This window comes from Rothia sp. P4278 (assembly GCF_048512945.1).
Classification (GTDB): domain Bacteria; phylum Actinomycetota; class Actinomycetes; order Actinomycetales; family Micrococcaceae; genus Rothia.
In genome coordinates this window covers 214,707-237,076 of record NZ_JBLXXU010000002.1, presented here as the reverse complement: position 1 = coordinate 237,076, position 22,370 = coordinate 214,707, and the positions used below count along the sequence as shown (strand labels likewise).

The window sequence follows — 22,370 nt, the reverse complement described above, 5'->3', positions numbered from 1 at the left end:
GCATAGCTTCTAGGAGTCTCGGTGCACAACGGCGTGAGCAAAGGACTTGAGTGCTTCCTTAATAACCGTATCGGGTAGCGGCTCGATAGCGGCGATTGCATCATCGGCCCACCGGTAGGCAATATCCCAGGCTTCTTGGGTGACCGGGTGGGCTGAGAGCGCGGCTACGGCCTGGGCTAGAGCCTCGTCGCTGGTAAGGTCTCCCTCAATTAATTGCTGGATACGCTGGGCTTCTTGGTCACCTGCTAATGCTGCCCGTTCAAGCAGAATGGTGGGTAGGGTTGGTACACCTTCACGCAAATCGGTGCCCGGGGTTTTGCCCGATGACTTACCCGAGCTGGTTACGTCGATGACATCGTCGGCAAGCTGGAAGGCTACGCCTACCAGTTCACCGTAGCGGGCCAGCATCTGGATAAGGGACTCGGGGGAGTCAGAAAGGATGGTGCCGTAGGAACCTGCGGCGGCAATCAGGGAGCCGGTCTTGCCCTCAATGACCTTGATGTAGTGGTTGAGGATATCCTCATGTTTCTCGGGGCCGGTGGTTTCAAAGAGCTGGCCGAGCACGAGGCGCTCAAAGGTCTGAGCCTGAACAGCTAGGGCGCGCCCGCCCAGTTCGGAAACTATGAGCGAAGCGCGGGAGAAAATGAGGTCACCGGTCAGAATAGCTACCGAGTTACCCCAGATATTCTGGGCGGTGTCTACCCCGCGGCGTTTGGGGGCATCGTCCATGACATCGTCGTGGTAGAGGGTAGCCAGGTGCGTTAGTTCAACAACCACGGCCGCATCCAGTACCCGGTCGTTGATGCCGCCGCCAGCTTCTGCTGCCAGAAGGGTCAGGAGGGGGCGAATCCGCTTGCCGCCGGCGGAGAGTAGGTGGCGGGAAGCAACATCTGCCAGGTGGTTTGTCTGATTTACCGAGCGTTCAAGCCGCTGCTCAATTTCGGTGAGAGCCTCAAGGATCTTGGGGCCCAGTTCAGCGTCCTGCGCGATGAGTTCAAAGCCTTTAGGCAGACTGAAATCAGCCTCTGGCATGAATGCTTCTGCGCTCACGGGGGAGCTGGTGGAGTCAGTCACGATGATTTTTCACACTTCTTGGGTCGTACACTATCGGCCGGGGGCCGTGCTCGGGCTGCTATTAGTCTACCTGGTCTAGGCTTGGGGCTTGTATGCACGGTGTAGAGCGACGATACCGCCGGTGAGGTTGCGGTAGCGAACATCCTGCCAACCGGCTTCGGCAAAGTGGCGGGCCAGTTCGTCCTGGTTGGGCCAGGCCAGAATTGACTCTGCTAGGTATTCGTAGCTTTCGGGGTTGGAGGATACCTTGCGCGCGATGGGCGGAATCAGTTTCATGATGTAGTTCCGGTAAAGGGTGCGGAAGGGGCCGAAGGTGGGGGTGGAGAATTCGTTGATGACGATTCGACCGCCGGGTTTGGTGACTCGGTAGAGTTCCCGCAGTGCCTTGGGGTAGTCGGCGACGTTGCGTAGACCGTAAGACATGGTGACGGCGTCAAACTCGTTATCAGTAAAGGGGAGGGCCGTGACATCAGCCTGCACGAATTCGATGTCGGGGCGGCGGCGCCTGCCTACGGCGAGCATGCCTTCGGAAAGGTCGGCGGCAATGACGGTTACGCCGGCATCGGCAAAAGGCTCAGATGAGGTGCCGGTACCTGCGGCTACGTCGAGGACTTTCTGGCCGGGGCGGGCATGGACAGCGGCCACGGTCTGCTTACGCCAGTAGAGGTGCTGCCCCAGTGACATAATGCCGTTCATGAGGTCGTAGCGTTCAGCCACCTGGTCGAACATGGAGGCGATATCGGTGGTCTTTTTGTTAAGGTCTGCTCGGTTCACCCTAGCTATTTTGTCACGTTTAGGGCAAAAGCTCATATTGGTGAGCGATGAAACACCATTATGAATAATCATGCATATGTTTGCATTTTTAATCATTCGGGGGCAGAATGAACTTCAACGCTAACCCACTTACACACCGTATGAATGAGGTAACCAACCATGAAGAAGGCGCCCTTGGCACTTGCCGCTACTGCCCTGCTCCTAACCGCCTGTGGCTCATCAGGTACTTCCGCCACAACTGAGTCCGGGGTATCCCTGATCTCTGAGGGTAAACTCACCGTCTGCACTAACCCTCCCTACGCCCCCTTCGAGTACGAAGAAAACGGCAAAATTGTTGGTCTTGACGCTGACATTGCCGCCGCTATCGCCTCAGACCTGGCTGTAGAAGCCGAAATGTACACCACCAGCTTCGAGGGGATCCAGTCAGGTGTTGCGCTCTCCTCCGGTCAGTGCGATATCGCGCTTTCCGGTATCACTGTGACCGATGAGCGCAAAACCGTCATGAACTTCACCTCCTCGTACGTCGATGACAATCTAGCAATCCTGGTGCCCGCCGATTCTTCTATCACCGGTGAAGCTGACCTGTCAGGCCGTAAGGTCGGCGTCCAGCAGGCCACCAGCGGTGAAAAGTACGCCAAGGACGCCGGCGCTGACACCGTCCAGTATGAGGACAACGGTCTGCTCCTTCAGGCCCTGCAGACCGGCCAGGTCGATGCCGTGGTCGGTAACATTACTGTTCTGTCTGAAATGCTGACCGCAGATAGCAGCCTCAAAGTAGCTCAGGAGATTGAGACCAACGAAAAGATTGCTGCCGCTGTCTCCACCGAAAACACTGCACTGCTGGACTCTGCCAATGCGACTCTGAAGAAGATGCAAGACGACGGCCGCCTAGCTGACTTGCGGGAAAAGTACCTGGGTCTTTCCCAGTAAGTAGCCGCTTTTGCGGTAGCTACCTTCTAAGAAACCGGGGGTGGGCTCAGAGGAGCCTGCCCCCAGCACGTAACCGAGGATGAGAACCATGGCACTGTCTACCCGGCAGAAACAGACCTATGCCCGCTACTCCCAGTATGCTCTTCTGGCAGTGATCGCCCTGATCATTGTTCTTGTTGCCGACTGGGCAACCCTGCGTGAGAAGGTCTTTAACCCTGAAATCATCGCCAAGCAGTTCCCCAACATCATCACTGTTGCCCTGAAGAACACCTTGATTTACACGGCTTTGGGTTTTGTGGTGGGTCTGTCAGGCGGTATTCTGCTTGCCCTCATGAAGATTTCTTCTATCGCACCCTACCGGTGGATTTCATCGCTTTACATTGAGCTTTTCCGCGGCCTGCCCGCGCTTCTTGTCTTTATCGCCTTTGGCTACGGTATTCCGCTGGCCTTTGGGCTACGCCTGAACAACTATGTGACCGTGATGCTTGCCCTGGGTATGGTAGCTGCGGCCTACATCGGTGAAGTTTTGCGGGCCGGTCTTGAGGCTGTGCCCAAGGGCCAGTATGAGGCCGCTCGATCACTGGGTATGAGCCATACCCGCGCCATGGTGACCGTTATTATTCCCCAGGCTTTCCGGATCGTTCTGCCCCCGCTGACCAACGAGATTATCTTGCTGACCAAGGACTCATCGCTGGTCTACCTACTCGGTATGTCTGTTGCCCAGTATGAGCTCACCAAATTTGGTCGCGAAGGAATTTCCGGCTCCGGTGCCGGGCTGACCCCGCTGGTTCTTGCCGGTGTCTGCTACCTGATTATCACTGTCCCGCTCGGTTTCCTTGCCCGCCACTTCGAGAAGCGTGCCCAGGCCCGCTCCCGCACGTAACCGCCACTACCGTTTCAAGGAATACAGCCATGACCGAAAATCCTGTACCTGCCTCAGTTACCATTACCGACCTGCATAAATCCTACGGTGAGGTGGAAGTCCTCAAAGGCATCAATATGTCCGTAGCTCCCGGCCAAGTTGTCTGCCTGATTGGCCCCTCCGGCTCGGGCAAATCAACTCTTCTGCGGTGCGTCAACCTGCTGGAGACACCTAACAGCGGAACTATTGAGGTAGCAGGGCATGCGGTGACCCACCCCGACGTCGATGTCGATGCTATGCGCCGCTCTGTGGGCATGGTCTTCCAGCAGTTCAACCTCTTCCCGCACCTGACCGTACTCCAAAACTGTACGGTAGCGCAGATTAAGGTGCTCAAACGTTCCCGGGCCGAGGCCCAGAAAATTGCCATGGCTAACCTGCAGAAGGTGGGGCTGGCCGATAAGGCTCAGCGGCACCCTGATCAGCTTTCTGGCGGTCAGCAACAGCGCGTAGCTATCGCTCGTGCCCTCTCTATGAACCCCCAGCTCATGCTCTTTGATGAGCCCACCAGTGCTTTGGACCCCGAGACGGTAGGTGATGTTCTGGGTATCATGCGCCAGCTGGCTACCGAGGGCATGACCATGGTGGTCGTAACCCATGAGATGGCTTTTGCCCGTGATGTGGCTGACCGCGTGGTCTTCATGGACGGCGGTGTTGTGGTAGAGGAAGGCCCCGCTGAACAGGTCATCGGCAACCCCCAACAGGAGCGCACCCAGCTCTTCCTCTCACGTGTGCTGAACCCCACCCAGCAATCGTAGACGCTAGGTCCTTAACCGTGGTTTCTGGGCTCTCCACGAGTCGGCTATAAAGAAAACTGCGGCTACCCAAATCAGGCCAAAACCTACCCACCTGCCAGCGGTGAGGGTCTCATGGGTAACAAAGAGAGCCAGCAGGAACTGCATGGTCGGGGTGAGGTACTGAATCATGCCGATCAGGGACAGCGGAACCCGCGAGGCCGCGCTCGCAAAGAGCAGGAGCGGAACCGCTGTGACTAGACCCGAGGCAGCCAGAATCCAAAAGTGAGCCTGACCCTCAGCAAACAGAGTAAGATCACCTCGGCGGGCAAAGTGAGCAAGTAGGACAGCTGCCATGGGTGCAAGAACCAGGGTCTCTACGCTCAGCGACACGACGGCGGGGACAGCTCCAGCGTACTTTTTGAGCAGACCGTAGAGGCCAAAGCTGAAAGCCAGGCCCAGGCCCAACCAAGGGATTGAGCCGTAAAAGAAACACATGACAAGCACTGCTAAGGCAGCTACCGCGATACCGGCCCACTGGAGTGGGCGGAGTTTTTCACCCAGGAAGAGAACGCCGAGCGCTACCGAAACAATGGGGTTGATGTAGTAGCCCAGTGACGCTTCCATCACATTGTGGCTTGTTGTGGCGATAACGTAGAGCAGCCAATTACAGAAAATGAGTAGGCCTGCGGCCCCGAGCACAAGGAGCTTTCTGGGGCGCTTAAGTACTGCCATGAGTGATTGAACCTGACGGGTTGCCGGTATCAGGAAAGCACAGAAAAGCAGGGTGAAGAGCACCCTCTCAGCCACAATTTCGAGGGGGCTAGCCGGTACCGTTAGCAGGAAATAGAGGGGGAAGAGGCCCCAGATAAGGTAGCAGAGGAAAGCTGCAAGAATACCCGAGTTTCTCTGGTTAGTAGGCACCTGTTTTTCTTTCTGTGCTGATTCATTAGGTCCCTGCAAGTATAGGTCAGTGCTTTCTATGGGCGGGGGAGTTCTAGCTCCTTGGGCGAATGCTCACCATAGAAAAGGCGGTGGCCCCCACCTATAGGGGGAGCCACCGCCAGAGACAACCCCTAGAGCAGGGGTATCTTGGTCTTACAGACCGAAGAAGCGGCTAAAGAAGCCCTTCTTATCTTCCTTGGGCTGGGGCTTCTTAGAGGCCTCAGCGCGTTCGGCCTCAAGGTCAGGTGCCTGACCTGCCAAACGAATCTCCCGTGCATCACGGGTGTCTTCAGCTGACTCGTAACCCGTGGGCGCCTGCTGGGCTTCGTCAGGCTCTTCGGCGCTCTGCACAGGGGCGGCAGGCTGGTCCTGCACAATGTTCTCTTCAGCAATAGTGCTGGTGGTAACACGGCCCGGGCGTACATCTTCGGCAGGGTCCTGGTCATAGGGCTGGTCCGCATTGGGGTAGACACGGTCTGTGGTGATAGTACCTTCGACTTCATCTTCGAGGGCACTCTGTTCTGCCACGGATTCCTGGGTAGGAGCTTCCGTAAAGGTCTGAGGCTCGGCTGCGGTAGCCTCTTCCTGCTCGGAACCTGCCTGCGCTTCAGCTTGCGCTTCTGCTTGTGCTGCTTCTTCAGCGGCTAGACGGGCGGCTTCTTCTCGTTGGGCCATTTGAGCTGCGGCCTCACGCGCGGCGAGGGTTTCAATACCCTGGCGTTCTGCTTCGAGCTGTTCACGCAGATCACGAGCTTGACTGGCAAGACGGGCTAGCTCATCGGCCCCGACCTGGGGCTCGGCTGCCTCAATGCCCGAAATCTTGCCCTTATCGAACCAAAGACGTAGCGCACCGTCTGCCGCAGTGATGACAGCGGTTGCTTCGGTGTCCCAGGCGATATGTGCGCCGCGGAGCTTGGCATAGGAGTCAACAGCGCGCAAGTGGTTAACAGCGGTGCCGGTCTGCAGGGCCTGAGCCATGACCTGACCCATGCGGTTAACGGTGGGGGCATCCAGGTCAAGCTGAGAGCCTTCGAGAAGGACCCATGCACGGACACCTGCCCCAGCTGTGACGGGGTAGTGGGCATAGATGCCGGTCAGTGCCTTGGTTGCGAGGGTGAGCTTGCGCGCTAGGCCGGAGTCCAGGGGGAGCTCATCGGTGGTGAGTTCCGTAATGGTGTGCTGTGCCCCGCCTTCACGTGCCTGGATTGCTGCCGAAACAACGCGGTCAGGGAAGTGACCGAGTTCTTGCCAGGACCAAATCCAGGAACCGCGGTTCTCAGACTCAGTGCCCAACAGGTAAGGGGTGAGACGTACGGAAGCATCAGACTGGAGGGTGAATGACGGCGCAGAGAAATCCACCGTCCATTCTGCGTCGCCGCTGATCTCAGCGAGACGGGCCTGGTACTCGGTGGAGATGAAGATCGAATCATCAATCAGATCCTGCAGTGTTTTAGTCATGGGTTAAGGCTAGCAACTCTTGGGGTGCTCACGCACCTTTTATACCCGTGGGGACCTGTATTTTCTATCTTTTACCAGGTTCTACCCACTTGGTTCCTTCCCTCTTCCGTGAGCAAGAAAGACACAAATTCAGGGGGCGTGCGGCTAAAAATAAATATTACGGTTGCCACATGTTTTTTAGACAGGGTAGTCGCAAATAACTTGACCAAACACAAGGAACACGCATATCAAGTGCAAGAATTCTTGCTTTAATAGGTATTGATAGGTATTGATAGGTATTGGTAAGCCTCTTCCCATATGGCACCAACGGGTGTGGAGGTATTCGTCCCAAACAATTCAGGAATTTCATGTCGCACTATAGTCCCAGATACGCAGAGATTGAACGCCCCACCATGGTTCAAGATGCTCTTAACTCAATTGGGAGCTGGATGCTGGGGGTAGTGTCCGTAGAGCCCGGTTGGAATGAGCTGGTCCTAGATATTAAGCCGCTCTCAGAGACTGTCTTTGTGAGAATCACTGAATCTCGCGATGAAGACGATTACCTGGGAAGTGTGGGCCCGCTTAAATCTGATAGCCCAATCCTTGAGGCTATTGAACAGCTACAGCATGCTTGCTATGCAGAGGATGAGGGAACCTGGTTCACTGCTTCTGTGGTCATCACCGCGAGCGACTGGCCCGAGCCAAAATACCAGATTGGTGCGTCCTATGACCGCCTTCAGGAGCCTGTTGACTGGAAGGGCGAGGGGGGCCTGACCGGTCGCGATATCCGCACTCATTTTGAAACCTTCCCGCGTGCGGATGAGCATATCCCGGACTGGGCCGCCACACGCCTGGCAGGTCGTCGCGCTCCTGGTTTTAAGGATGATACGGCCAAGGCGCAGCCTGCAAAGACCGCCAACACCTACCTGGTGGAGGCCCTCGAGGCCTTTTCCCAGGACCGGAGTGACCAGGCCCTTGCCAATGTTGTGCGTTCTGCCCAGGGCGGTAACCTGGTCATGGACATCTCCCAGAGCGTCGATAACTCCGAAGGCCAGCTCCAGACCAGCTATCAGGTTCTCCGCCTGTCGAATGGCATGCGTGCGCTCACAGCTTATTCCTCGGAGGAACGGGCCTGCGAATATTCCGTGGATGTCCTCGGTCTAGATATACCGCGTTTGACTACCGAGCACGCTATGAAAGTGTTTTTACAGGTAGCTCACGATGCGTCAATTGACGTCCTGGTACTTGACCCCGGTAGTAGACACGAGTGTTTCATAGAAAAATCTCAGATTCAGTGGGTCGTCGGTTCGCCCCACAATATGCCAGTACAGCGGGCGCTTATGGAGGGGAACATGCACGACCTGCTCCTTGCCCTGGTTGCTCCGGCTTCCACGCTCCTGATGGGTGTCCGTGCCGATGATCCAGCAGGTCGCCCAGTCATCCTCAAAAATGAGGATTCAGAGGACCAGTCTGTTGCACTGGTTTTTACCACTGTTGCAGAGATTGCTGCGCTTGATCCCTCCTTGCAGGTGCGAAGTGCCCCGGCCCTTGACATGCTCAAATTATTGGCTGCTGGTGCTAGTACAGCTGTGCGCATTAACGCCCTTGCTCCGCACGCTACCTTGCCTATGACTCAAATTTGCGAGCTTATTTCAGTAGTAGAATCGCAGTAAACCAAACTAGTCATACACACCAGGAGTATCTCCAATGACCGGTGCACTGCGCCAAATTGGCCACACCGTAGCCAACCATGCTCGCGCAGCCATTGCACTGTGGCTGGTGCTCTTCGTGATCGCTGGAGCTGGTGCCCTGACACTAGCTCGGGGTGCAACAGCCAGCTATACCATGCCCGGAGCATCGTTCGATGCTGTCCGTGCGGACCTTCAGACTAAGCTCCCAGATAACGGTGTCTCTAGTGGTTACGTTGTGCTTGAGTCAGCTGGCGGTTTCACCGATGAGCAGAAGCAGGCCATCGCACAGGCGGTCGATACTTCCCACCAGGTTGAGGACGTTGCAGGTTCCGTTAATCCCTTTGAGGCGGCAGACGCTATCGCCCAGGCAACTACTACCCTTGAAAACTCAAAAGCTCAGCTAGATCAGCTTCAGGCTCAGATTAGCCAAGGCCAGGCTAAGGTCGATCAAGCTCGGGCCGCTCTGCCTACAGATATCAGCCAGGAAGAGCTCAAAGAGCTTGCCCCAGACCTCCTTGCACAGGAAGAAAGCCTGAAACAGGCCCGTATCACCTTAAGGGCCAACAAGCTTAAAGTAGATACCGGTCAGCGTGAACTTGATGCCATGGCCGAGGCCAACCTTGTCAGCCAAGACGGAACCGTAGCAATTGTCAGTGTTGCCTTTAACAAGGACACTAACTCGTTGACTCCGGAAGTCCGTCAGAAGGTTTTTGAAACATTCAAGGCGCTTGAAGACAAGGGCATTACTGTCAACTACAGCTACGAGCTTGACCAGGACGTTTCTAAAGTTTTTGGTGCCTCGGAAGCGATTGGTCTAGCGGTTGCATTCGTTGTTCTGCTGATTACTCTCGGTACAGTTGTGGCAGCCGGTCTGCCTCTTGTTCTGGCACTTATCGGGGCGGGTACCGCAGTTGCCCTGGTCTACACCAGTACCGCTTTTATCGGCATGACCGCTACCGACCCGGTTCTAGCTTTGATGCTGGGGCTAGGGATTGGCATTGACTATGCTCTGCTGATTCTTCATCGTTTCCGTGAAGAACTTATGGACGGAGTCGATGTTCGGGAGGCTGTTGCAATAGCTAATTCAACGGCAGGTCATTCTGTCCTCTTTGCGGGTATGACCAATATCGTTGCACTCTCTGCTCTCTTTTTGACCGGTCTACCATTCTTGGCCGTCATGGGCTTTGCGGGTGCTTTCTCTGTTGCGCTGGTTGTTGCTTCGTCCTTGACTCTGGTCCCTGCGGTTCTTTCTCTCTTGGGCACCAAGGTTTTGACCAAGAAGCAGCAGGAAGAGCGCCGCAAGGACCTGCACCGGATCTCAGACAAAACTCACAAGCCACGTAACCGCCGTGAAGCATTCGCTGAAATTGAGGCTGCCTATAAGGGGTGGGGTGGTTTTGTAACCCGCCATCCTATTACCATGACACTGGTATCAGTTGCGATTTTGATTCTTGCCATTATCCCGACCAGTTCACTTCGACTTGGTCTGCCCGATGGTTCCTACCAGGCTAGCGACTCAACTTCCTACCGCGCCTACCAGACCATTAGTGACAAGTTCGGTGAGGGTTTTAACGGGCCTATCCTTGCCGGTGTCACCCTTTCCGTTCCGGGTGACCAGGAACACCTGCGCCTAGTTGCCTTGAACGTTGCCGGCAAGCTTAATAACAAGGACATCGAAAGTGTCGCTATCGTAGGGATGAGCGAAGACAACGCCACCGCAGTTTTGGCATTCTTCCCCAAGGAAGGCCCCTCAGCCCAGAGCACCCAGGATGCTGTGCACGCAATGCTCGATAAGGTTGAGCCTGCGGAGAAAGCCACGGCAACCAGTATTGGCTTAACCGGGCAGACTGTAGCTAACATCGAGATTTCTGAGCAGATTTCTACTTCAATTCCACTCTATCTCTCTGTCGTTATTCTGCTCTGTCTGATCTTGATGGCCCTTGTCTTCCGGTCAATTATTGTTCCTGTCATGGCAACCATCGGATTCTTGCTCTCAACCCTGGCCTCCTTTGGCGCTGTCGTTGCCGTCTACCAGTGGGGCTGGATGGGTGACCTCTTTGGGGTAACCCAGCCGGGTCCGATTTTGGCTTTCCTGCCCATCCTGCTCATCGGTATTCTGTTTGGTCTCTCCGTGGATTACCAAATCTTCATTGTCTCCGGCATGCGTGATGCTTACCGTAAGGGCCATACTGCTCTGGATGCTGTCGCCATCGGCTACAAGCAGGGTGGCGGGGTTGTGACTGCCTGCGGTGTCATTATGGTCGCGGTTTTCGCCAGTTTCGTCTTCTCACACCTGACAGCTGTGCGGCCTATCGGTTTTGCCTTGGCCCTGGGCGTGGCTATGGATGCTTTCTTGATTCGGACCACCTTTATTCCTGCAACCATGTACCTGCTGGGGGATGTCGCCTGGTGGTGGCCTTTCGAGAAGAAGAACCGCAAGACCGAGGACGCACCCAAGCACATCGCCTAAGTGCGGCTTCAGCGCTAAAGCTTAGGTACTTTCAAACATGAAAACCGCCCTGCAGTATCCAAGAGGACACCGCAGGGCGGTTTTTTATGGGGCAGCTACCTGGCTAAGCAAGGTAGCTACCTGGCAGGCTACTTACCTGCTACTGCTTGGCGTACACGAGCACCGAGTTCCTCATGGACAGAGTCCCAGTACTTGAATGCACGTTCACGGATCTCATCTGACTTCACAGCACCAACATGGCCCGCGATGTTGGAGACCAGACGTTCCTGAGCGGCCTCGTCCATAACATCGGTGTACAGGGTACGAGCCTGGCCGAAGTCGTCGTCTTCTGCGTGCAGGGTGGCAGCTGCGTGAACCAGTGCGCCATCGGCTTCCCAGGAGCCCTCACCGGCGCGTGCAGGATCAGCGTGGGGGCCGCCCAGGCTGTTGGGTGCGTAGACCGGAGTATCTGCAGTCTTGAAGGAGTAGCGCATAGCGCCGTCCTGGCTGTAGTTGTTTACTTCTGCATTCCGAGCGTAGTTAACCGGAAGGTCCGCGAAGTTGGTGCCTACGCGGTAGCGGTGTGCATCGGGGTAGGAGAAGATACGACCCAGGAGCATCTTGTCGGGGGAGGGGCCGATACCGGGAACAAAGTTGGAGGGTGAGAAGGCAGCCTGCTCAACCTGGGCAAAGAAGTTCTCGGGGTTCTTGTTCAGAGTCATCTTGCCGACCTTGATCAGGGGGTAGTCGGCGTGCGGCCATACCTTGGTCAGATCGAAGGGGTTAAAGCGGTAGGTCTTTGCATCTTCGTAGGGCATGACCTGGACGTAAAGGGTCCATGAGGGGAACTCGCCACGTGCGATAGCGTCGTGTAGGTCCTGACGGTGGTAATCAGCGTTCTCGCCTGCAATGCGGTTTGCTTCTTCCTGGGTGAGGAAGTCGTTGCCCTGGTCAGTCTTGAAGTGGTACTTGACCCAGAAACGCTCGCCTTCGGCATTGATCCACTGGTAGGTGTGTGAGCCGAAGCCATCCATGTGGCGCAGGGTGGCGGGGATGCCGCGGTCACCCATCAGCCAGGTGACCTGGTGAGCTGATTCGGTGCGCAGGCTCCAGAAGTCCCACTGCATGTCGTTGTCACGCAGGCCGCTGCCGGGCATACGCTTCTGTGAGTGAATGAAGTCGGGGAACTTGATGGCATCACGAATGAAGAAGACCGGGGTGTTGTTACCTACGAGGTCGTAGTTACCCTCGGTGGTGTAGAACTTGATGGCGAAGCCGCGGGGGTCACGCCAGGTGTCAGGTGACCCCTGTTCGCCGGCAACGGTTGAGAAGCGGATAGCCATTTCGGTAGAAACACCGGGCTGGAAGAGCGCTGCGCGGGTGTACTGTGAGACATCCTCGGTGGTTTCGAATACACCGAAGGCACCGGTGCCCTTAGCGTGAACGACACGCTCGGGTACGCGTTCGCGGTTGAACTGAGCGAGCTTTTCAACGGTGTAGGCATCGTGCAGGACGATGGGGCCATCGTTGCCTACAGTCAGTGAATCGTTGTCTGATGCAACGGGTGCACCTTGAGCGGTGGTGGTAAATGAACCGGGCTTAATCGGATTGTTCATTTCTCCTACTTTCCTGTGTGGGGTTATGCTCTGGAGCTCTTCACCGTGAGAGGTGAGGGAAACGACCGGAGCTGTGAGCGCTAGCTAACGGTGAGTTCTTGTGCAGCCTGTTGCTGAGCGAGCGCTACATCTTTTTCTTCTGGCTTCTGGCAGTCGGCGCAAATGCCTCGGTAGAGAACGTCTGCGCTGAGCAGGGCCATGCCGTGAAAATCGCTGGGGGTCAGGCAGGGTGCCTCACCAACCGCGCAGTCTACATCCTCCACTTTTCCGCAGCGGATGCAGTAGGCATGGTGGTGATTATCTCCGGTACGGGTTTCGTAGAGCCCTGCTGACCCTGGAGGCTCAAATTTACGGAGCATTTTGATGTCAGTTAGATCAGCTAGGACCACGTAGACCGACTGGACTGTGATACCGGCTAGTTCTTGGCGCACTGCTGTAACAATTGCATCGGCCGTTGAGTGCGGGTTTTCGTGAACTGCGCTCAGAACAGCGAGTCGTTGCTTTGTGACGCGACGCCCCTTGGCTCTGAGCTGAGCTGACCAGGTTTCCCTGTGGGAGCTAGCTGGTGCTTTCGGGGCTTCTGGCATGTGCTGGCAGCCTGCGGTGGCAGGCATGCTCCTTGTTGACATCATGTCACCATCCTACCCTTATTATGAATCTTTCACAATAGGCTCTGGCTGTGTTGTAGATCAGGTCTACCTCTTCCCGGCGGGGGTGTTGCTTGAAAGGCTTTGCTGCTAGGCCTCTTGGCGGATATGCTCTGGAATCGTTCTGGCGAGAAAAGTTGTTGAAGAAAGTTTTGTGGTGTCAGGAGCGCCGCGATAGATTTTTGGTTGACGGTAAAAAATTTTTCAAACTTTTTTAAATTTCGCGTCATGAAACAAGGGGAAACCGCTCTTAATAAGTGATGGTGAAAATCATCGGCTGTTACCTACAAGCTGTCTGGGGCTTGAGGATAGCAAGAACCTGGCGGCGCTATGGGAAGCCTTGCCAGGCATAAGGGAATAATGGGCGCTCATCAATCGTGGGGATTGAGCGAGTGCAATCGCTGGCTATCAAGGTTAGGGACCCTTGATAGCCAGCGCTAAAGCATTGTGCTGTCACCGGGTGCCGGGTCGCTGCTGCTGGAACCAGATAATGAAGCGATCCTGCATGCTGCGCAAGCATTTACCGTGTACAGGGCCGTTCGCGGGTTCTGTACACGGAAAACATCATGAGGGTCGCATGGTGTCTTGGTTTGCTGGTGACTGGAATCATAGTGTTTAGTTCATGAGCTAAAGAGGGCGTGCGGTATCTGATGGCCTGCATGCGCTTTACATATTGGGGAAATATACCGTAACGCAGAAAATCCCGATAAGCTGAAAGGAAGTCGTTTTCCTTAGCGCGGCTAGTATCTACACGGGGAGATTTATGCGATCATACAATTCTGCTCAAACTGGCCAGTCTGGCCCTGCCGACGAAGTTTTGCTTTCTGAAGTTCGCCAGGGTCAGCTTGAGTCGTTTGGTGTTTTGTATGAGCGCTATGTGGTCATGGCGCGCGCCATTGCTTATAGGCATACCTCAAACCAGACTCTGTCAGAGGATCTCGTATCTGAGGCCTTCGTCAGAATTTTGCAGGCTCTTAAGAATGGCAAGGGCCCTCGCGCTTTCATGGGCGGATATCTTGCCACAACTCTCGCGCATCTGGCTGCTGAGAACGGTCTTATAGCGCAAAAAGAGGTGCTGAGCGAAGAGCATGACCTAGAGCTGGCTGGGTCATTGGATGAGACTGTTCTTAAACTGCATGAGTCCGATGAACTGATTTCTGCATTCACCAGTTTGCCGGAACGTTGGCAGTCTGTTCTGTGGATGACCGAGGTTGAGAATAAAAAGCCCCGTGAAGTAGCTACAGCTCTGAACCTGTCGGCTAATGCTGTTTCCGCTCTTGCTGCTCGCGCACGGGAAAGCCTTCGCGAGGGGTTTCTGCGAGCACATCAACACGCTCCCAAAACTGCTGAGTGCGCGCAGTATTCACCTCACCTCAGCTCTATGGTCCGTGGCTCGCTGACTAAGAAGCGTAGCGAAACTCTACGAGCTCACCTTTCAACATGCTCATTTTGCTCTTCTGAATACCTGAATCTGATCGGTATCAACAAGACTATGCGTACGTGGGTTTTCCCCGTGCTTGCAGGGCTTACGCCGATTCTTACTGACAGTTCTAAGGTTATTCTCCCGTACATCGCCGGTGGTAGTGTAGCCCTGGCTGGTGCAAGTCACAGTGGGGGAGCGGGGCTTGCCTCTTTGATTCCCGGACGTTGGGCTTCTTCCAAACCCTCTCTGGTGGGGGCCGCTGCCGCTGTAACCGCTATTGGTGCGGTGGCCGGTGGCATAGCACTGGTCAATAGCTCGTCCTCTAATTCAACGGTGATTAGTGCCGATTCTCAGCTTGAAACCGCACCAGCTTCAAGCCCTTCGGAAGAGGTAGGTGGCATCGTTGATGCTCTTGTTGATTCGCCCCAAAGCTCGGGCTCGAGCGTCCCCGTAGAATCTTTTAGGGCTCCTGCTGCATCAGCGCCTAGCATGCTGGTGGATACCCAGACTTTTGATTCTGCTGCTTCACCGCGCGGGCAGCTGGGGCAGAAGGCCTCTCACAGTCGCGCAAGCGCTGGGGATGCCGCTGACTCTTCAGCAGGTACTAGCGTAATAAGAAGACCATCGGTGGAAACCCCTCAAGGTCAGACTCTCTCTGCTCTGACCGGTCCCTGGCAGGATGACACGATGGGGGCTCATGGGGCGTCTAAGGAGTCAGCCGATCTTGCGAGCTCTTTAGTGTTCTCAAACCAGCCAGATGGTGCCGCTGGAGCCGGTGATACTCAGCAGCCTCCGGTAGCTGAGCCCGAGAGCGATACCCCGGTAAGATCAACTTTGCCCGTGGATAGTCAGCCACCGGGGGAATCTGTAGCGCCTGTTAATCCTGTAGACCGTACCCAGCCAGTTGCTCCTGCCGATCCTGATACTCCAGTAGATCGTTCTATGCCGGCTGAGCCGACCGACCCGGCTGAGCCAGCTGAACCAAGCGACCCAGCTGAGCCTGTTGAGCCGACCGACCCAGCTGAGCCGACCGACCCAGCTGAGCCAACTGAGCCGGCTGAGCCAACCGACCCGGTTGAGCCTGTTGAGCCAAGCGACCCAGTTGAGCCAAGCGACCCGGCTGAACCAACAGAGCCTGTTGAGCCAAGCGACCCAGTTGAGCCAAGCGACCCAGTTGAGCCAAGCGACCCAGTTGAGCCTAAAGAACCTGCTGATCCTGACACTCCAGTGGATCGTTCTATACCGACCGACCCGTCTGAACCAAGCGAGCCAGCTGAACCAAGCGAGCCAGCTGAGCCAACTGACCCAGTTGAGCCAAGCGACCCAGTTGAGCCAAGCGACCCAGTTGAGCCTAAAGAACCTGCTGATCCTGACACTCCAGTGGATCGTTCTATACCGACCGACCCAGCTGACCCAGCTGACCCAGCTGACCCAGCTGAGCCAAGCGACCCTGGAGTTCCCGACCCCAAGGACTGGGTAGGAACCCCCGAATACTACAAGTGGATGGCGCAGGTGCCCTGGGATACAATCGGTAGCCCAGTCAATGACAACCGTATGTGCAGGATTACCTATATCTATTCGGGTAGTCTGGTCAGCTTCGGAACCTACATTCCGCAGATTATTCTTGACTCCCCCTATGCGCTCTATGTTCTAGAGAGCTACTTTGGGCTAGAGGCGATTACAGAGATTACCTGCGTCTAGGAGACATTAAGATAGCTACCGGCCTGCCTCCTGAATGAGTTAGGCCGGTCATAATATGCTCTTCGCAAAAGCACAGCCTCTACCCAGCTAAAGACCCTAGTCTATAAAGCAACAATAACTTTCCTGAGAAAGGTGTAATAGGGTGCACGGCCATAACAACGGGCTTAAAACTGCTCTTTTACTGGGTTCGATGGTCGGTTTTCTCTTGCTCATTGGGGCGGGGCTAGCTGCCTATACCCGTAGTTCTGTGTGGATTATGATTATGGGCCTGGTGGGCGTGGGCATGGTGGCCTATTCCTACTGGAACTCCGATAAAATCGCTATCCGTTCCATGAACGCCTATCCCGTGACTCGCGATCAGGTCCCCGGTCTTTACGAAATTGTTGAGGAGCTCTCAGCCAAGGCCAATCAACCAATGCCGCGTCTCTACGTTGCTCCCACCTTGACCCCTAATGCTTTTGCTACGGGGCGTAACCCCCAGAATGCGGCCGTTTGTTGCACCGAGGGGATCTTGCAGCTCCTTGATCATCGTGAGATGCGCGGTGTCATCGGGCATGAGCTGATGCACGTCTATAACAGGGATATTTTGATTGGCTCCATCGCTGCGGCTTTGGCTTCTGTGGTGGGAACCATCTCTCAGGTCATGAGCTTTGGCTTGATGTTTGGCGGTAACCGAAACAATGACAACCGGGGCGGTGGAGGGCTCATCTTCACGCTCTTTCTTGCTGTGATGGCACCCCTGGTGGCGGGCGTAATGCAGATGGCAATTAGCCGCACACGAGAATACGATGCCGACCAAGACGGCTCCCAGCTCACCGATGACCCGTTAGCTCTGGCCTCTGCACTGCACAAGCTTGAAAACGGTGTCTCGCGCTACCCCCTGGACCCTGAGAACCCTAAAGTTGCTGGCACAGCCTCGATGATGATCGCCAACCCTTTCCGCGCGGGTCAGATTCAGAACCTGATGGCGTCGCACCCTCCCATGGCTGACCGCATCGCCAGACTTGAAGCGATGGCGCGCGCCAAGGGGCAAATCTAGCCCTGCCGTTTTCGCGTCAGTAAGCGGGTGAATATTTTGCCCTGCCTAGGGAAAGGTGCCCTCTGTTTCAAAGAACAGAGGGCACCTTCTATGTGCTTGAGTGAAGCGCGTGCTAAAATCTAGCGGTAGTTGACAAACTGTAGATCAACTTCGAGGTCAGCACCCTTCAGCAGAGCGATAACATCCTGCAGATCATCACGTGACTTAGATGAGACACGGAGCTCGTCACCCTGGATGGTTGCCTTGACGCCCTTGGGCCCTTCTTCACGAATCAGCTTGGTGATTTTCTTGGCCTGGTCTTGGGCAATACCTTCTTTGATAGAAGACTCAATGCGGTACTCCTTGCCCGATGCATAGGGGTCACCGGAATCCAGGGACTTAAGAGAAATTCCGCGTTTAACCAGCTTGGACTGGAAGACATCAAGAACAGCTAGGGCACGTTCTTCTGAATTAGCCTTAATCAGAATCTTTTCGCCAGAAAAATCAATCTCAGCGCCAACGCCACGGAAATCATAGCGCTGGGCTACTTCTTTCTGGGCCTGGTTGAGCGCGTTGGAAACTTCCTGCTTGTCGACCTTAGATACAACGTCAAATGATGAGTCGCTTGCCATGCAGGGCACCTCTTTCGTAAGTAATAGTCAGGGGGCTGGGGCACAAGGTTTTTTGAACCTGAGTGCTTCTCACTATAACCGTACCCTGTTAGAGCGGCTGTCAGCATATTTCTAGAATCGTTATAAAAATGTGACTCCATTCTCAGCAAAACTTCATTTTGCTCTGAAAGGATGAAAGTATGGCTGAAAAGAAAACAGCTGCCCACGCTCAAGCCGGCATACCGTCCGGCTCAGGAACCACTCCGGCGGCGCACCAGATAACTGCAGTAACAGACGAAAGCATACAGAGGGCTTATGAAGCGCTCATGGCAGATCTGTCTGCAGACGATTTCCTCTTTGAAGCTCTTCCCAACGCTGGGGCAGAGCATAAGCAAGCGGAACTCTTTGCCCCCGAGCTAGGGTCTACCTTGAAGGACCCTGCCATCATTGCTCGTTTTGAGGGTGTTAAAGAGAATCTCGAGCGAGAAATCAAGGGTGGCATGTGTACCCCGGACCAAGCCTACGCCTACTTGGAGAACCTTGAAATCACGCTTCTTTTAGAGCAGGAATCCGCACTGACGTCCTAGCGGAAAACAATATGCTCACTAGCTCCTGCAGTCATGACTGCAGGAGCTCCTTCTTTCTAGAAGTGGGCTTGGCAACAAAAAGGGGTGCCAAGTTGGCAACCGTGGCAAAAGTGTGTAAAGTAATCTACTGTTCGTTGATACGAATGATTCAAGAAATTGAATACGGCAGATTACCCGAGCGGCCAAAGGGGGCTGACTGTAAATCAGCTGGCATTGCCTACGGGGGTTCAAATCCCTCATCTGCCACAGCGAAAATCCCATCTCATCACGAGATGGGATTTTTTGTTAACTCCTCTTCATTATCAGAGAAACTGGCACCGGGCTTTAGACATGCAGGGGTAAAAGGGGTAGCGTGTTCATCATGGCAACCATTGAAATTACCCAGGAAAACCTCACCCAGCAGGTCGAATCATCAGATATCCTCTTCCTCGACTTCTGGGCTGAATGGTGTGGCCCCTGCAAGCAGTTTGGCCCCATTTTTGAGGAAGCCTCTGAGAAGCACCCCGAGATTACCTTTGGCAAGGTCGATACCGAAGATCAGCAGCAGCTGGCCGCGGCCGCCAACATCACCTCAATTCCTACTGTGATGGGTTTCCGCGAGGGTGTCCTTGTGTTCTCCCAGCCCGGTGCACTGAACGCTCAACAGTTCGACCAGATCATTGAGGCGGTTAAGGGCTTGGACATGGCTGAGGTTCACAAGCAGGTTGCTGAGGCAGAAGCCGCCCAGCAGGCCGAAGAAAACTAAGCTTCAAAAAATACTTATAGACCTTAGCCATCGGGCTCCCCCAGCAGGGGAGTTCGATGGCTTTGCTATGTCGTGGAGCTAGAAGGAACGGAAGTCTTGCGGGGCGTAGCGGGGCGCCCTGCGGGGTTCGTGGATACCGGTGGCTTTAATGAGGCTGACCACTCGTTGCCGATGCCCGGCATAAGGGGCTAGGAGTTCTAACATGCGGTGGTCATCGCCGCGGACCCCGTCAAAGGCGTAGGTAAGGTGGTGGGCTAAATGGTAGTCACCCACACTGACGGCATCGGGGTGGCCGCAGTACCGCTGGAGTGTTTCTGCAACTGTCCACGGGCCGACACCCGGTATCCCAGCAAGAACCTGGGCCAGCTCCCCTGTAGTGCTTTCTTCCGCAAACCGTTCGAAAGAGGCGGCTTGGCGCGCATAATGGACCATAGTAGAGGAGCGCGAACGGTCAAAACCAGCCCGGTGGTAGTCCCACTCAGGAATCTGTGCAAAGACATCAGCCGGGGGAAAAAAGAGCAAATCCGCCGGCTGATCGGGGTAGCCGGTCTGAGGGGCCTGCTGGCCGTATCGGCCAAGGAGTGCCCGCATACCTCCCATCGCCTCTATACCAGTTACCCGCTGTTCTGAGATAGCGAGCAGAAGATTTTGGGAAAGCAGGCCAATGGAGGGGAGTCTTAGGCCCGGAGCCTCTGCCCTTGCCTGCTTGAGGCGTTCGGGTAGTTGTTGCCAGGCAGGGGAAGCATAGAAGGGCGACCAGCAGTCATTCTCGCCTACCCAGCCTCCAACCTTTTCAGCGAAGGCTTCCAAAGCGCTGGCTGGGGAGAGGGTTCCTGAATGTGTGGACGAGGAGGGACCGGGTGCCCACAGCGTCACATTGAACGGGGCAGATAGACCCGCCCCTGCTGGGCGTGCACACCGAAGGAGGATATTGATGCCTTGCTCATGAGCACTTGCCCAGTGGATGGTCTCGGCGGGGGTGGAAACCGCTCGCATCAGCGGATCAGCCTGGCCTCTTTGCAAGGGTGCAAAAGTCTGTCCCAGGTGCACCGCATGGGTTGGTTCCAGAACAAAAGAGGCGCGCAACATGTTTTCTATCGTCTCATGTGCCGGGCATATTGGAAGACCCGATAAGTCTTACTCAGCTTGACTGTCTATACTTACCAAAGACTGCACCCCCAACAGAGAAGAACAATGGCCATTAAGAAACTGCTTGAGCACCCCCAGCCGGTTCCTGCGCGAATTGCCGCAACAACCCTAGCTCTGGCAGTCTTTGGTCTCTACAGCACTTACTCCTGGTTCCAGTGGCGGCACTATCTTGTGCCCTCCTGGGATTTAGGAATCTTCGCCCAGCTTGCCAAAGCCTACTCCCAAGGTCAGGCCCCTATTGTTCCTATCAAGGGGGAGGGCTTTAACCTCCTGGGGGACCACTTTCACCCCATTACCATTGCCCTGACCCCCTTTTACTGGTTATGGCCCAGCCCAGCGACCCTGCTCTATGTGCAAAACGGACTGGTCGCTCTCTCTGTCTATTTGCTGATCAGGTTTGCCCAAAAAATAGTGAAGCCCTGGGCGGCTCTTACACTCGGGCTAGCCTACGCCCTGAGCTTCGGTATCCAGCAAGCTGTCTCTGTTCAATTCCACGAAGTAGCTTTCGCCCTACCCTTCCTGGTCATGAGCCTGGGCAACCTAGCGATCATGCGGCTTGAAACCGAGCGCGGCCCCTTTTTACGCCGGGCTGTCTACTGGGCATTCCCCTTGGTGTTTGTCAAAGAGGACATGGGAATTACGGTTCTTGCTATCGGTCTGGTTATTCTTTGGCGAACAGGATGGTTCCGCACAGCTGCAGGAATCCTCTTTCCTCTTGCAAGCGCTGCTCCGGCAACTCTGACACAACGGAGCAAAACGCTCCTGCGTTCTTGGATGAGCACCCCGGCTGTGGCGGAAGCTAGTCTGCTTACCCTCTGGGGGCTGATCTGGCCCCTGCTTGCTATCGGGCTGATCCTGCCTTACTTCAACACAGGGGGAGTCTTCGACTACTCCGATAAGCTTGACGTCGCCGCCGCTCTAGGAGACCCCCTGGGAGCATTCGCCCAGCTCTTTTACCCCTGGCAGAAAAGCGCAACTCTCGGCCTACTCCTACTCACGGGGGTTCTAGCCTGGGCTATTAGCCCCATTGCCTGGGTGGCGGTACCGACCCTTATCTGGCGCTTGCTCTCACCGCAAGAAGGCTACTGGGAACCTACCTGGCACTACAACCTGGTTCTCATGCCCATCATCTTCACCGCCCTGCTGGACACTCTGGCCCGGGCGCAGGCAGGTACTCAGGTTCCTGCCCGCCCCCTCGGCAAGGGCCCGCTGGCTGGTACCCGCAGGTCGCTCCTGGATGGAATGAAGCATCAGGCACCTATTATCTTGCCCGCTCTCACCCTGCTTATTGCTTTAGGAACCCTGCCCTGGCAGCCTCTTGCCCAGCTGGGCCAACCTAGTTTTGCTAGCTCCACGCTCAGCTTGACCGATGAGATGAAAGCAGAAGCTGTAGCGGCTATTCCACAGGGAAGTACCGTGGCCGCTGACCTCTCGGTACTGACCTACCTGGTCCCAGAACACACCGCCTACTGGATCGGACACTCCGGTGAACCCGCCCCAGATTATGTGGTCATCGACCGTATGGGGAGCGCATGGGGCAGCAACCCGCCCTCGAGTGCCGTAGCCTATTCCACAGGCAGGTACGGGTCAGCAGCCTACCTGCCCTACCGAACCATCGGGACAATTGAGATAGCCGTCCGGGCCGACTAAGCGCTGTACCCTCTATCACCACAGGGAACCAAAACCTACAAACTAGGGTAGAGTTGAGAGTGTAAGAATCGGGAACCCCGAAATTTTCTCTTAGCGCTCACGCCCAGCTAGGCAACTAATCACAGGGCTACGCGCGTTCAACGACCATACTTTGGCTAAGCAGAACGTTGAACCAACGATAGAGAACCTGATGTGTAATCAGCTCGCCCAAGCGCGCAACCCAAGTTAGCTACAGCGCCCACGAACCGAAGACCTCACCTAAGCGTAAGG

The 22,370-nt window shown here is 55.5% G+C and carries 18 protein-coding genes and 1 tRNA gene; 11 read left to right on the top strand and 8 right to left on the bottom strand.

Annotation, left to right across the window (positions count from 1 at the left end; all coding sequences use genetic code 11):
- Positions 1-9: 9 nt before the first annotated feature.
- On the bottom strand, positions 10-1,032 hold the full coding sequence (locus ACN085_RS05175; RefSeq protein ID WP_419099448.1) for a polyprenyl synthetase family protein: 1,023 nt from the start codon (positions 1,030-1,032) through the stop codon (positions 10-12).
- Positions 1,033-1,149: 117 nt separating this feature from the next.
- Positions 1,150-1,884: a demethylmenaquinone methyltransferase gene (locus ACN085_RS05170; RefSeq protein ID WP_419104874.1), complete on the bottom strand. Its 735-nt coding sequence runs from the start codon at positions 1,882-1,884 to the stop codon at positions 1,150-1,152.
- 123 nt (positions 1,885-2,007) lie between these two features.
- Here ACN085_RS05170 and ACN085_RS05165 point away from each other — a divergent pair, with 123 nt between their 5' ends.
- From ACN085_RS05165 to ACN085_RS05155, 3 genes are all read left to right on the top strand, one after another.
- On the top strand, positions 2,008-2,778 hold the full coding sequence (locus ACN085_RS05165) for an ABC transporter substrate-binding protein (RefSeq protein ID WP_419099220.1): 771 nt from the start codon (positions 2,008-2,010) through the stop codon (positions 2,776-2,778).
- 88 nt (positions 2,779-2,866) lie between these two features.
- On the top strand, positions 2,867-3,661 hold the full coding sequence (locus ACN085_RS05160; protein WP_419104815.1) for an amino acid ABC transporter permease: 795 nt from the start codon (positions 2,867-2,869) through the stop codon (positions 3,659-3,661).
- Between the two features lie 29 nt (positions 3,662-3,690).
- Positions 3,691-4,455: an amino acid ABC transporter ATP-binding protein gene (locus ACN085_RS05155; RefSeq protein ID WP_419110811.1), complete on the top strand. Its 765-nt coding sequence runs from the start codon at positions 3,691-3,693 to the stop codon at positions 4,453-4,455.
- A 3-nt stretch (positions 4,456-4,458) separates the two neighbouring features.
- On the opposite strand, the gene rarD is transcribed toward ACN085_RS05155, so the two are convergent.
- The gene (gene rarD, locus ACN085_RS05150) at positions 4,459-5,355 is read right to left on the bottom strand and encodes an EamA family transporter RarD (RefSeq protein WP_419104817.1); all 897 of its coding nucleotides are present in this window, start codon (positions 5,353-5,355) and stop codon (positions 4,459-4,461) included.
- Between the two features lie 174 nt (positions 5,356-5,529).
- Positions 5,530-6,834, bottom strand: coding sequence for a DUF6882 domain-containing protein (locus tag ACN085_RS05145; RefSeq protein WP_419104818.1), 1,305 nt, complete (start codon positions 6,832-6,834; stop codon positions 5,530-5,532).
- Positions 6,835-7,181: 347 nt separating this feature from the next.
- On the opposite strand from ACN085_RS05145, the gene ACN085_RS05140 reads away from it, so the two are divergent.
- Positions 7,182-8,486, top strand: coding sequence for an SseB family protein (locus ACN085_RS05140; RefSeq protein WP_419104819.1), 1,305 nt, complete (start codon positions 7,182-7,184; stop codon positions 8,484-8,486).
- A 34-nt stretch (positions 8,487-8,520) separates the two neighbouring features.
- The gene (locus ACN085_RS05135) at positions 8,521-10,974 is read left to right on the top strand and encodes an MMPL family transporter (protein WP_419110810.1); all 2,454 of its coding nucleotides are present in this window, start codon (positions 8,521-8,523) and stop codon (positions 10,972-10,974) included.
- Between the two features lie 128 nt (positions 10,975-11,102).
- Here the strand turns inward: ACN085_RS05135 and ACN085_RS05130 are convergent, their stop codons facing one another.
- Together ACN085_RS05130 and ACN085_RS05125 are read right to left on the bottom strand one after the other, a co-directional pair.
- On the bottom strand, positions 11,103-12,569 hold the full coding sequence (locus ACN085_RS05130; RefSeq protein ID WP_419099227.1) for a catalase: 1,467 nt from the start codon (positions 12,567-12,569) through the stop codon (positions 11,103-11,105).
- 80 nt (positions 12,570-12,649) lie between these two features.
- On the bottom strand, positions 12,650-13,183 hold the full coding sequence (locus ACN085_RS05125) for a Fur family transcriptional regulator (RefSeq protein ID WP_419099228.1): 534 nt from the start codon (positions 13,181-13,183) through the stop codon (positions 12,650-12,652).
- A gap of 796 nt (positions 13,184-13,979) precedes the next feature.
- Here ACN085_RS05125 and ACN085_RS05120 point away from each other — a divergent pair.
- Entirely contained in the window at positions 13,980-16,340 is a 2,361-nt protein-coding gene (locus ACN085_RS05120; protein ID WP_419110809.1) for a sigma-70 family RNA polymerase sigma factor, read from the top strand.
- 142 nt (positions 16,341-16,482) lie between these two features.
- Entirely contained in the window at positions 16,483-17,379 is an 897-nt protein-coding gene (gene htpX, locus ACN085_RS05115) for a zinc metalloprotease HtpX (protein WP_419110808.1), read from the top strand.
- A gap of 119 nt (positions 17,380-17,498) precedes the next feature.
- Here htpX and ACN085_RS05110 read toward each other — a convergent pair whose 3' ends face one another.
- Positions 17,499-17,990, bottom strand: a complete 492-nt coding sequence (locus ACN085_RS05110) for a YajQ family cyclic di-GMP-binding protein (RefSeq protein WP_419110807.1) — start codon at positions 17,988-17,990, stop codon at positions 17,499-17,501.
- A gap of 179 nt (positions 17,991-18,169) precedes the next feature.
- On the opposite strand from ACN085_RS05110, the gene ACN085_RS05105 reads away from it, so the two are divergent.
- The 3 genes from ACN085_RS05105 to trxA all read left to right on the top strand — a co-directional run bounded on the left by ACN085_RS05105 (position 18,170) and on the right by trxA (position 19,301).
- A complete protein-coding gene (locus ACN085_RS05105; RefSeq protein ID WP_419110806.1) occupies positions 18,170-18,556 on the top strand; it encodes a hypothetical protein in 387 nt (128 codons plus the stop codon).
- 164 nt (positions 18,557-18,720) lie between these two features.
- Positions 18,721-18,802, top strand: a tRNA-Tyr gene (locus ACN085_RS05100).
- Positions 18,803-18,917: 115 nt separating this feature from the next.
- A complete protein-coding gene (gene trxA / locus ACN085_RS05095; protein WP_419099233.1) occupies positions 18,918-19,301 on the top strand; it encodes a thioredoxin in 384 nt (127 codons plus the stop codon).
- Between the two features lie 78 nt (positions 19,302-19,379).
- Here trxA and ACN085_RS05090 read toward each other — a convergent pair whose 3' ends face one another.
- Positions 19,380-20,390: a DNA-3-methyladenine glycosylase family protein gene (locus ACN085_RS05090; protein ID WP_419110805.1), complete on the bottom strand. Its 1,011-nt coding sequence runs from the start codon at positions 20,388-20,390 to the stop codon at positions 19,380-19,382.
- Between the two features lie 105 nt (positions 20,391-20,495).
- On the opposite strand from ACN085_RS05090, the gene ACN085_RS05085 reads away from it, so the two are divergent.
- A complete protein-coding gene (locus tag ACN085_RS05085) occupies positions 20,496-22,100 on the top strand; it encodes a DUF2079 domain-containing protein (protein ID WP_419110804.1) in 1,605 nt (534 codons plus the stop codon).
- The last annotated feature ends 270 nt before the right edge of the window (positions 22,101-22,370 follow it).

What these genes read in the sequence shown, in the direction of transcription:
- ACN085_RS05145 (WP_419104818.1), bottom strand. Translation starts at nt 6,834, where the DNA reads ATGACTAAAACACTGCAGGATCTGATTGATGATTCGATCTTCATCTCC.
- ACN085_RS05130 (WP_419099227.1), bottom strand. Translation starts at nt 12,569, where the DNA reads ATGAACAATCCGATTAAGCCCGGTTCATTTACCACCACCGCTCAAGGT.
- ACN085_RS05125 (WP_419099228.1), bottom strand. Translation starts at nt 13,183, where the DNA reads ATGCCTGCCACCGCAGGCTGCCAGCACATGCCAGAAGCCCCGAAAGCA.
- trxA (WP_419099233.1), top strand. Translation starts at nt 18,918, where the DNA reads ATGGCAACCATTGAAATTACCCAGGAAAACCTCACCCAGCAGGTCGAA.
- ACN085_RS05110 (WP_419110807.1), bottom strand. Translation starts at nt 17,990, where the DNA reads ATGGCAAGCGACTCATCATTTGACGTTGTATCTAAGGTCGACAAGCAG.
- ACN085_RS05175 (WP_419099448.1), bottom strand. Translation starts at nt 1,032, where the DNA reads ATGCCAGAGGCTGATTTCAGTCTGCCTAAAGGCTTTGAACTCATCGCG.
- ACN085_RS05170 (WP_419104874.1), bottom strand. Translation starts at nt 1,884, where the DNA reads ATGAGCTTTTGCCCTAAACGTGACAAAATAGCTAGGGTGAACCGAGCA.
- ACN085_RS05165 (WP_419099220.1), top strand. Translation starts at nt 2,008, where the DNA reads ATGAAGAAGGCGCCCTTGGCACTTGCCGCTACTGCCCTGCTCCTAACC.
- ACN085_RS05160 (WP_419104815.1), top strand. Translation starts at nt 2,867, where the DNA reads ATGGCACTGTCTACCCGGCAGAAACAGACCTATGCCCGCTACTCCCAG.
- ACN085_RS05135 (WP_419110810.1), top strand. Translation starts at nt 8,521, where the DNA reads ATGACCGGTGCACTGCGCCAAATTGGCCACACCGTAGCCAACCATGCT.
- ACN085_RS05085 (WP_419110804.1), top strand. Translation starts at nt 20,496, where the DNA reads ATGGCCATTAAGAAACTGCTTGAGCACCCCCAGCCGGTTCCTGCGCGA.
- ACN085_RS05120 (WP_419110809.1), top strand. Translation starts at nt 13,980, where the DNA reads ATGCGATCATACAATTCTGCTCAAACTGGCCAGTCTGGCCCTGCCGAC.
- ACN085_RS05140 (WP_419104819.1), top strand. Translation starts at nt 7,182, where the DNA reads ATGTCGCACTATAGTCCCAGATACGCAGAGATTGAACGCCCCACCATG.
- ACN085_RS05105 (WP_419110806.1), top strand. Translation starts at nt 18,170, where the DNA reads ATGGCTGAAAAGAAAACAGCTGCCCACGCTCAAGCCGGCATACCGTCC.
- ACN085_RS05155 (WP_419110811.1), top strand. Translation starts at nt 3,691, where the DNA reads ATGACCGAAAATCCTGTACCTGCCTCAGTTACCATTACCGACCTGCAT.
- ACN085_RS05090 (WP_419110805.1), bottom strand. Translation starts at nt 20,390, where the DNA reads ATGTTGCGCGCCTCTTTTGTTCTGGAACCAACCCATGCGGTGCACCTG.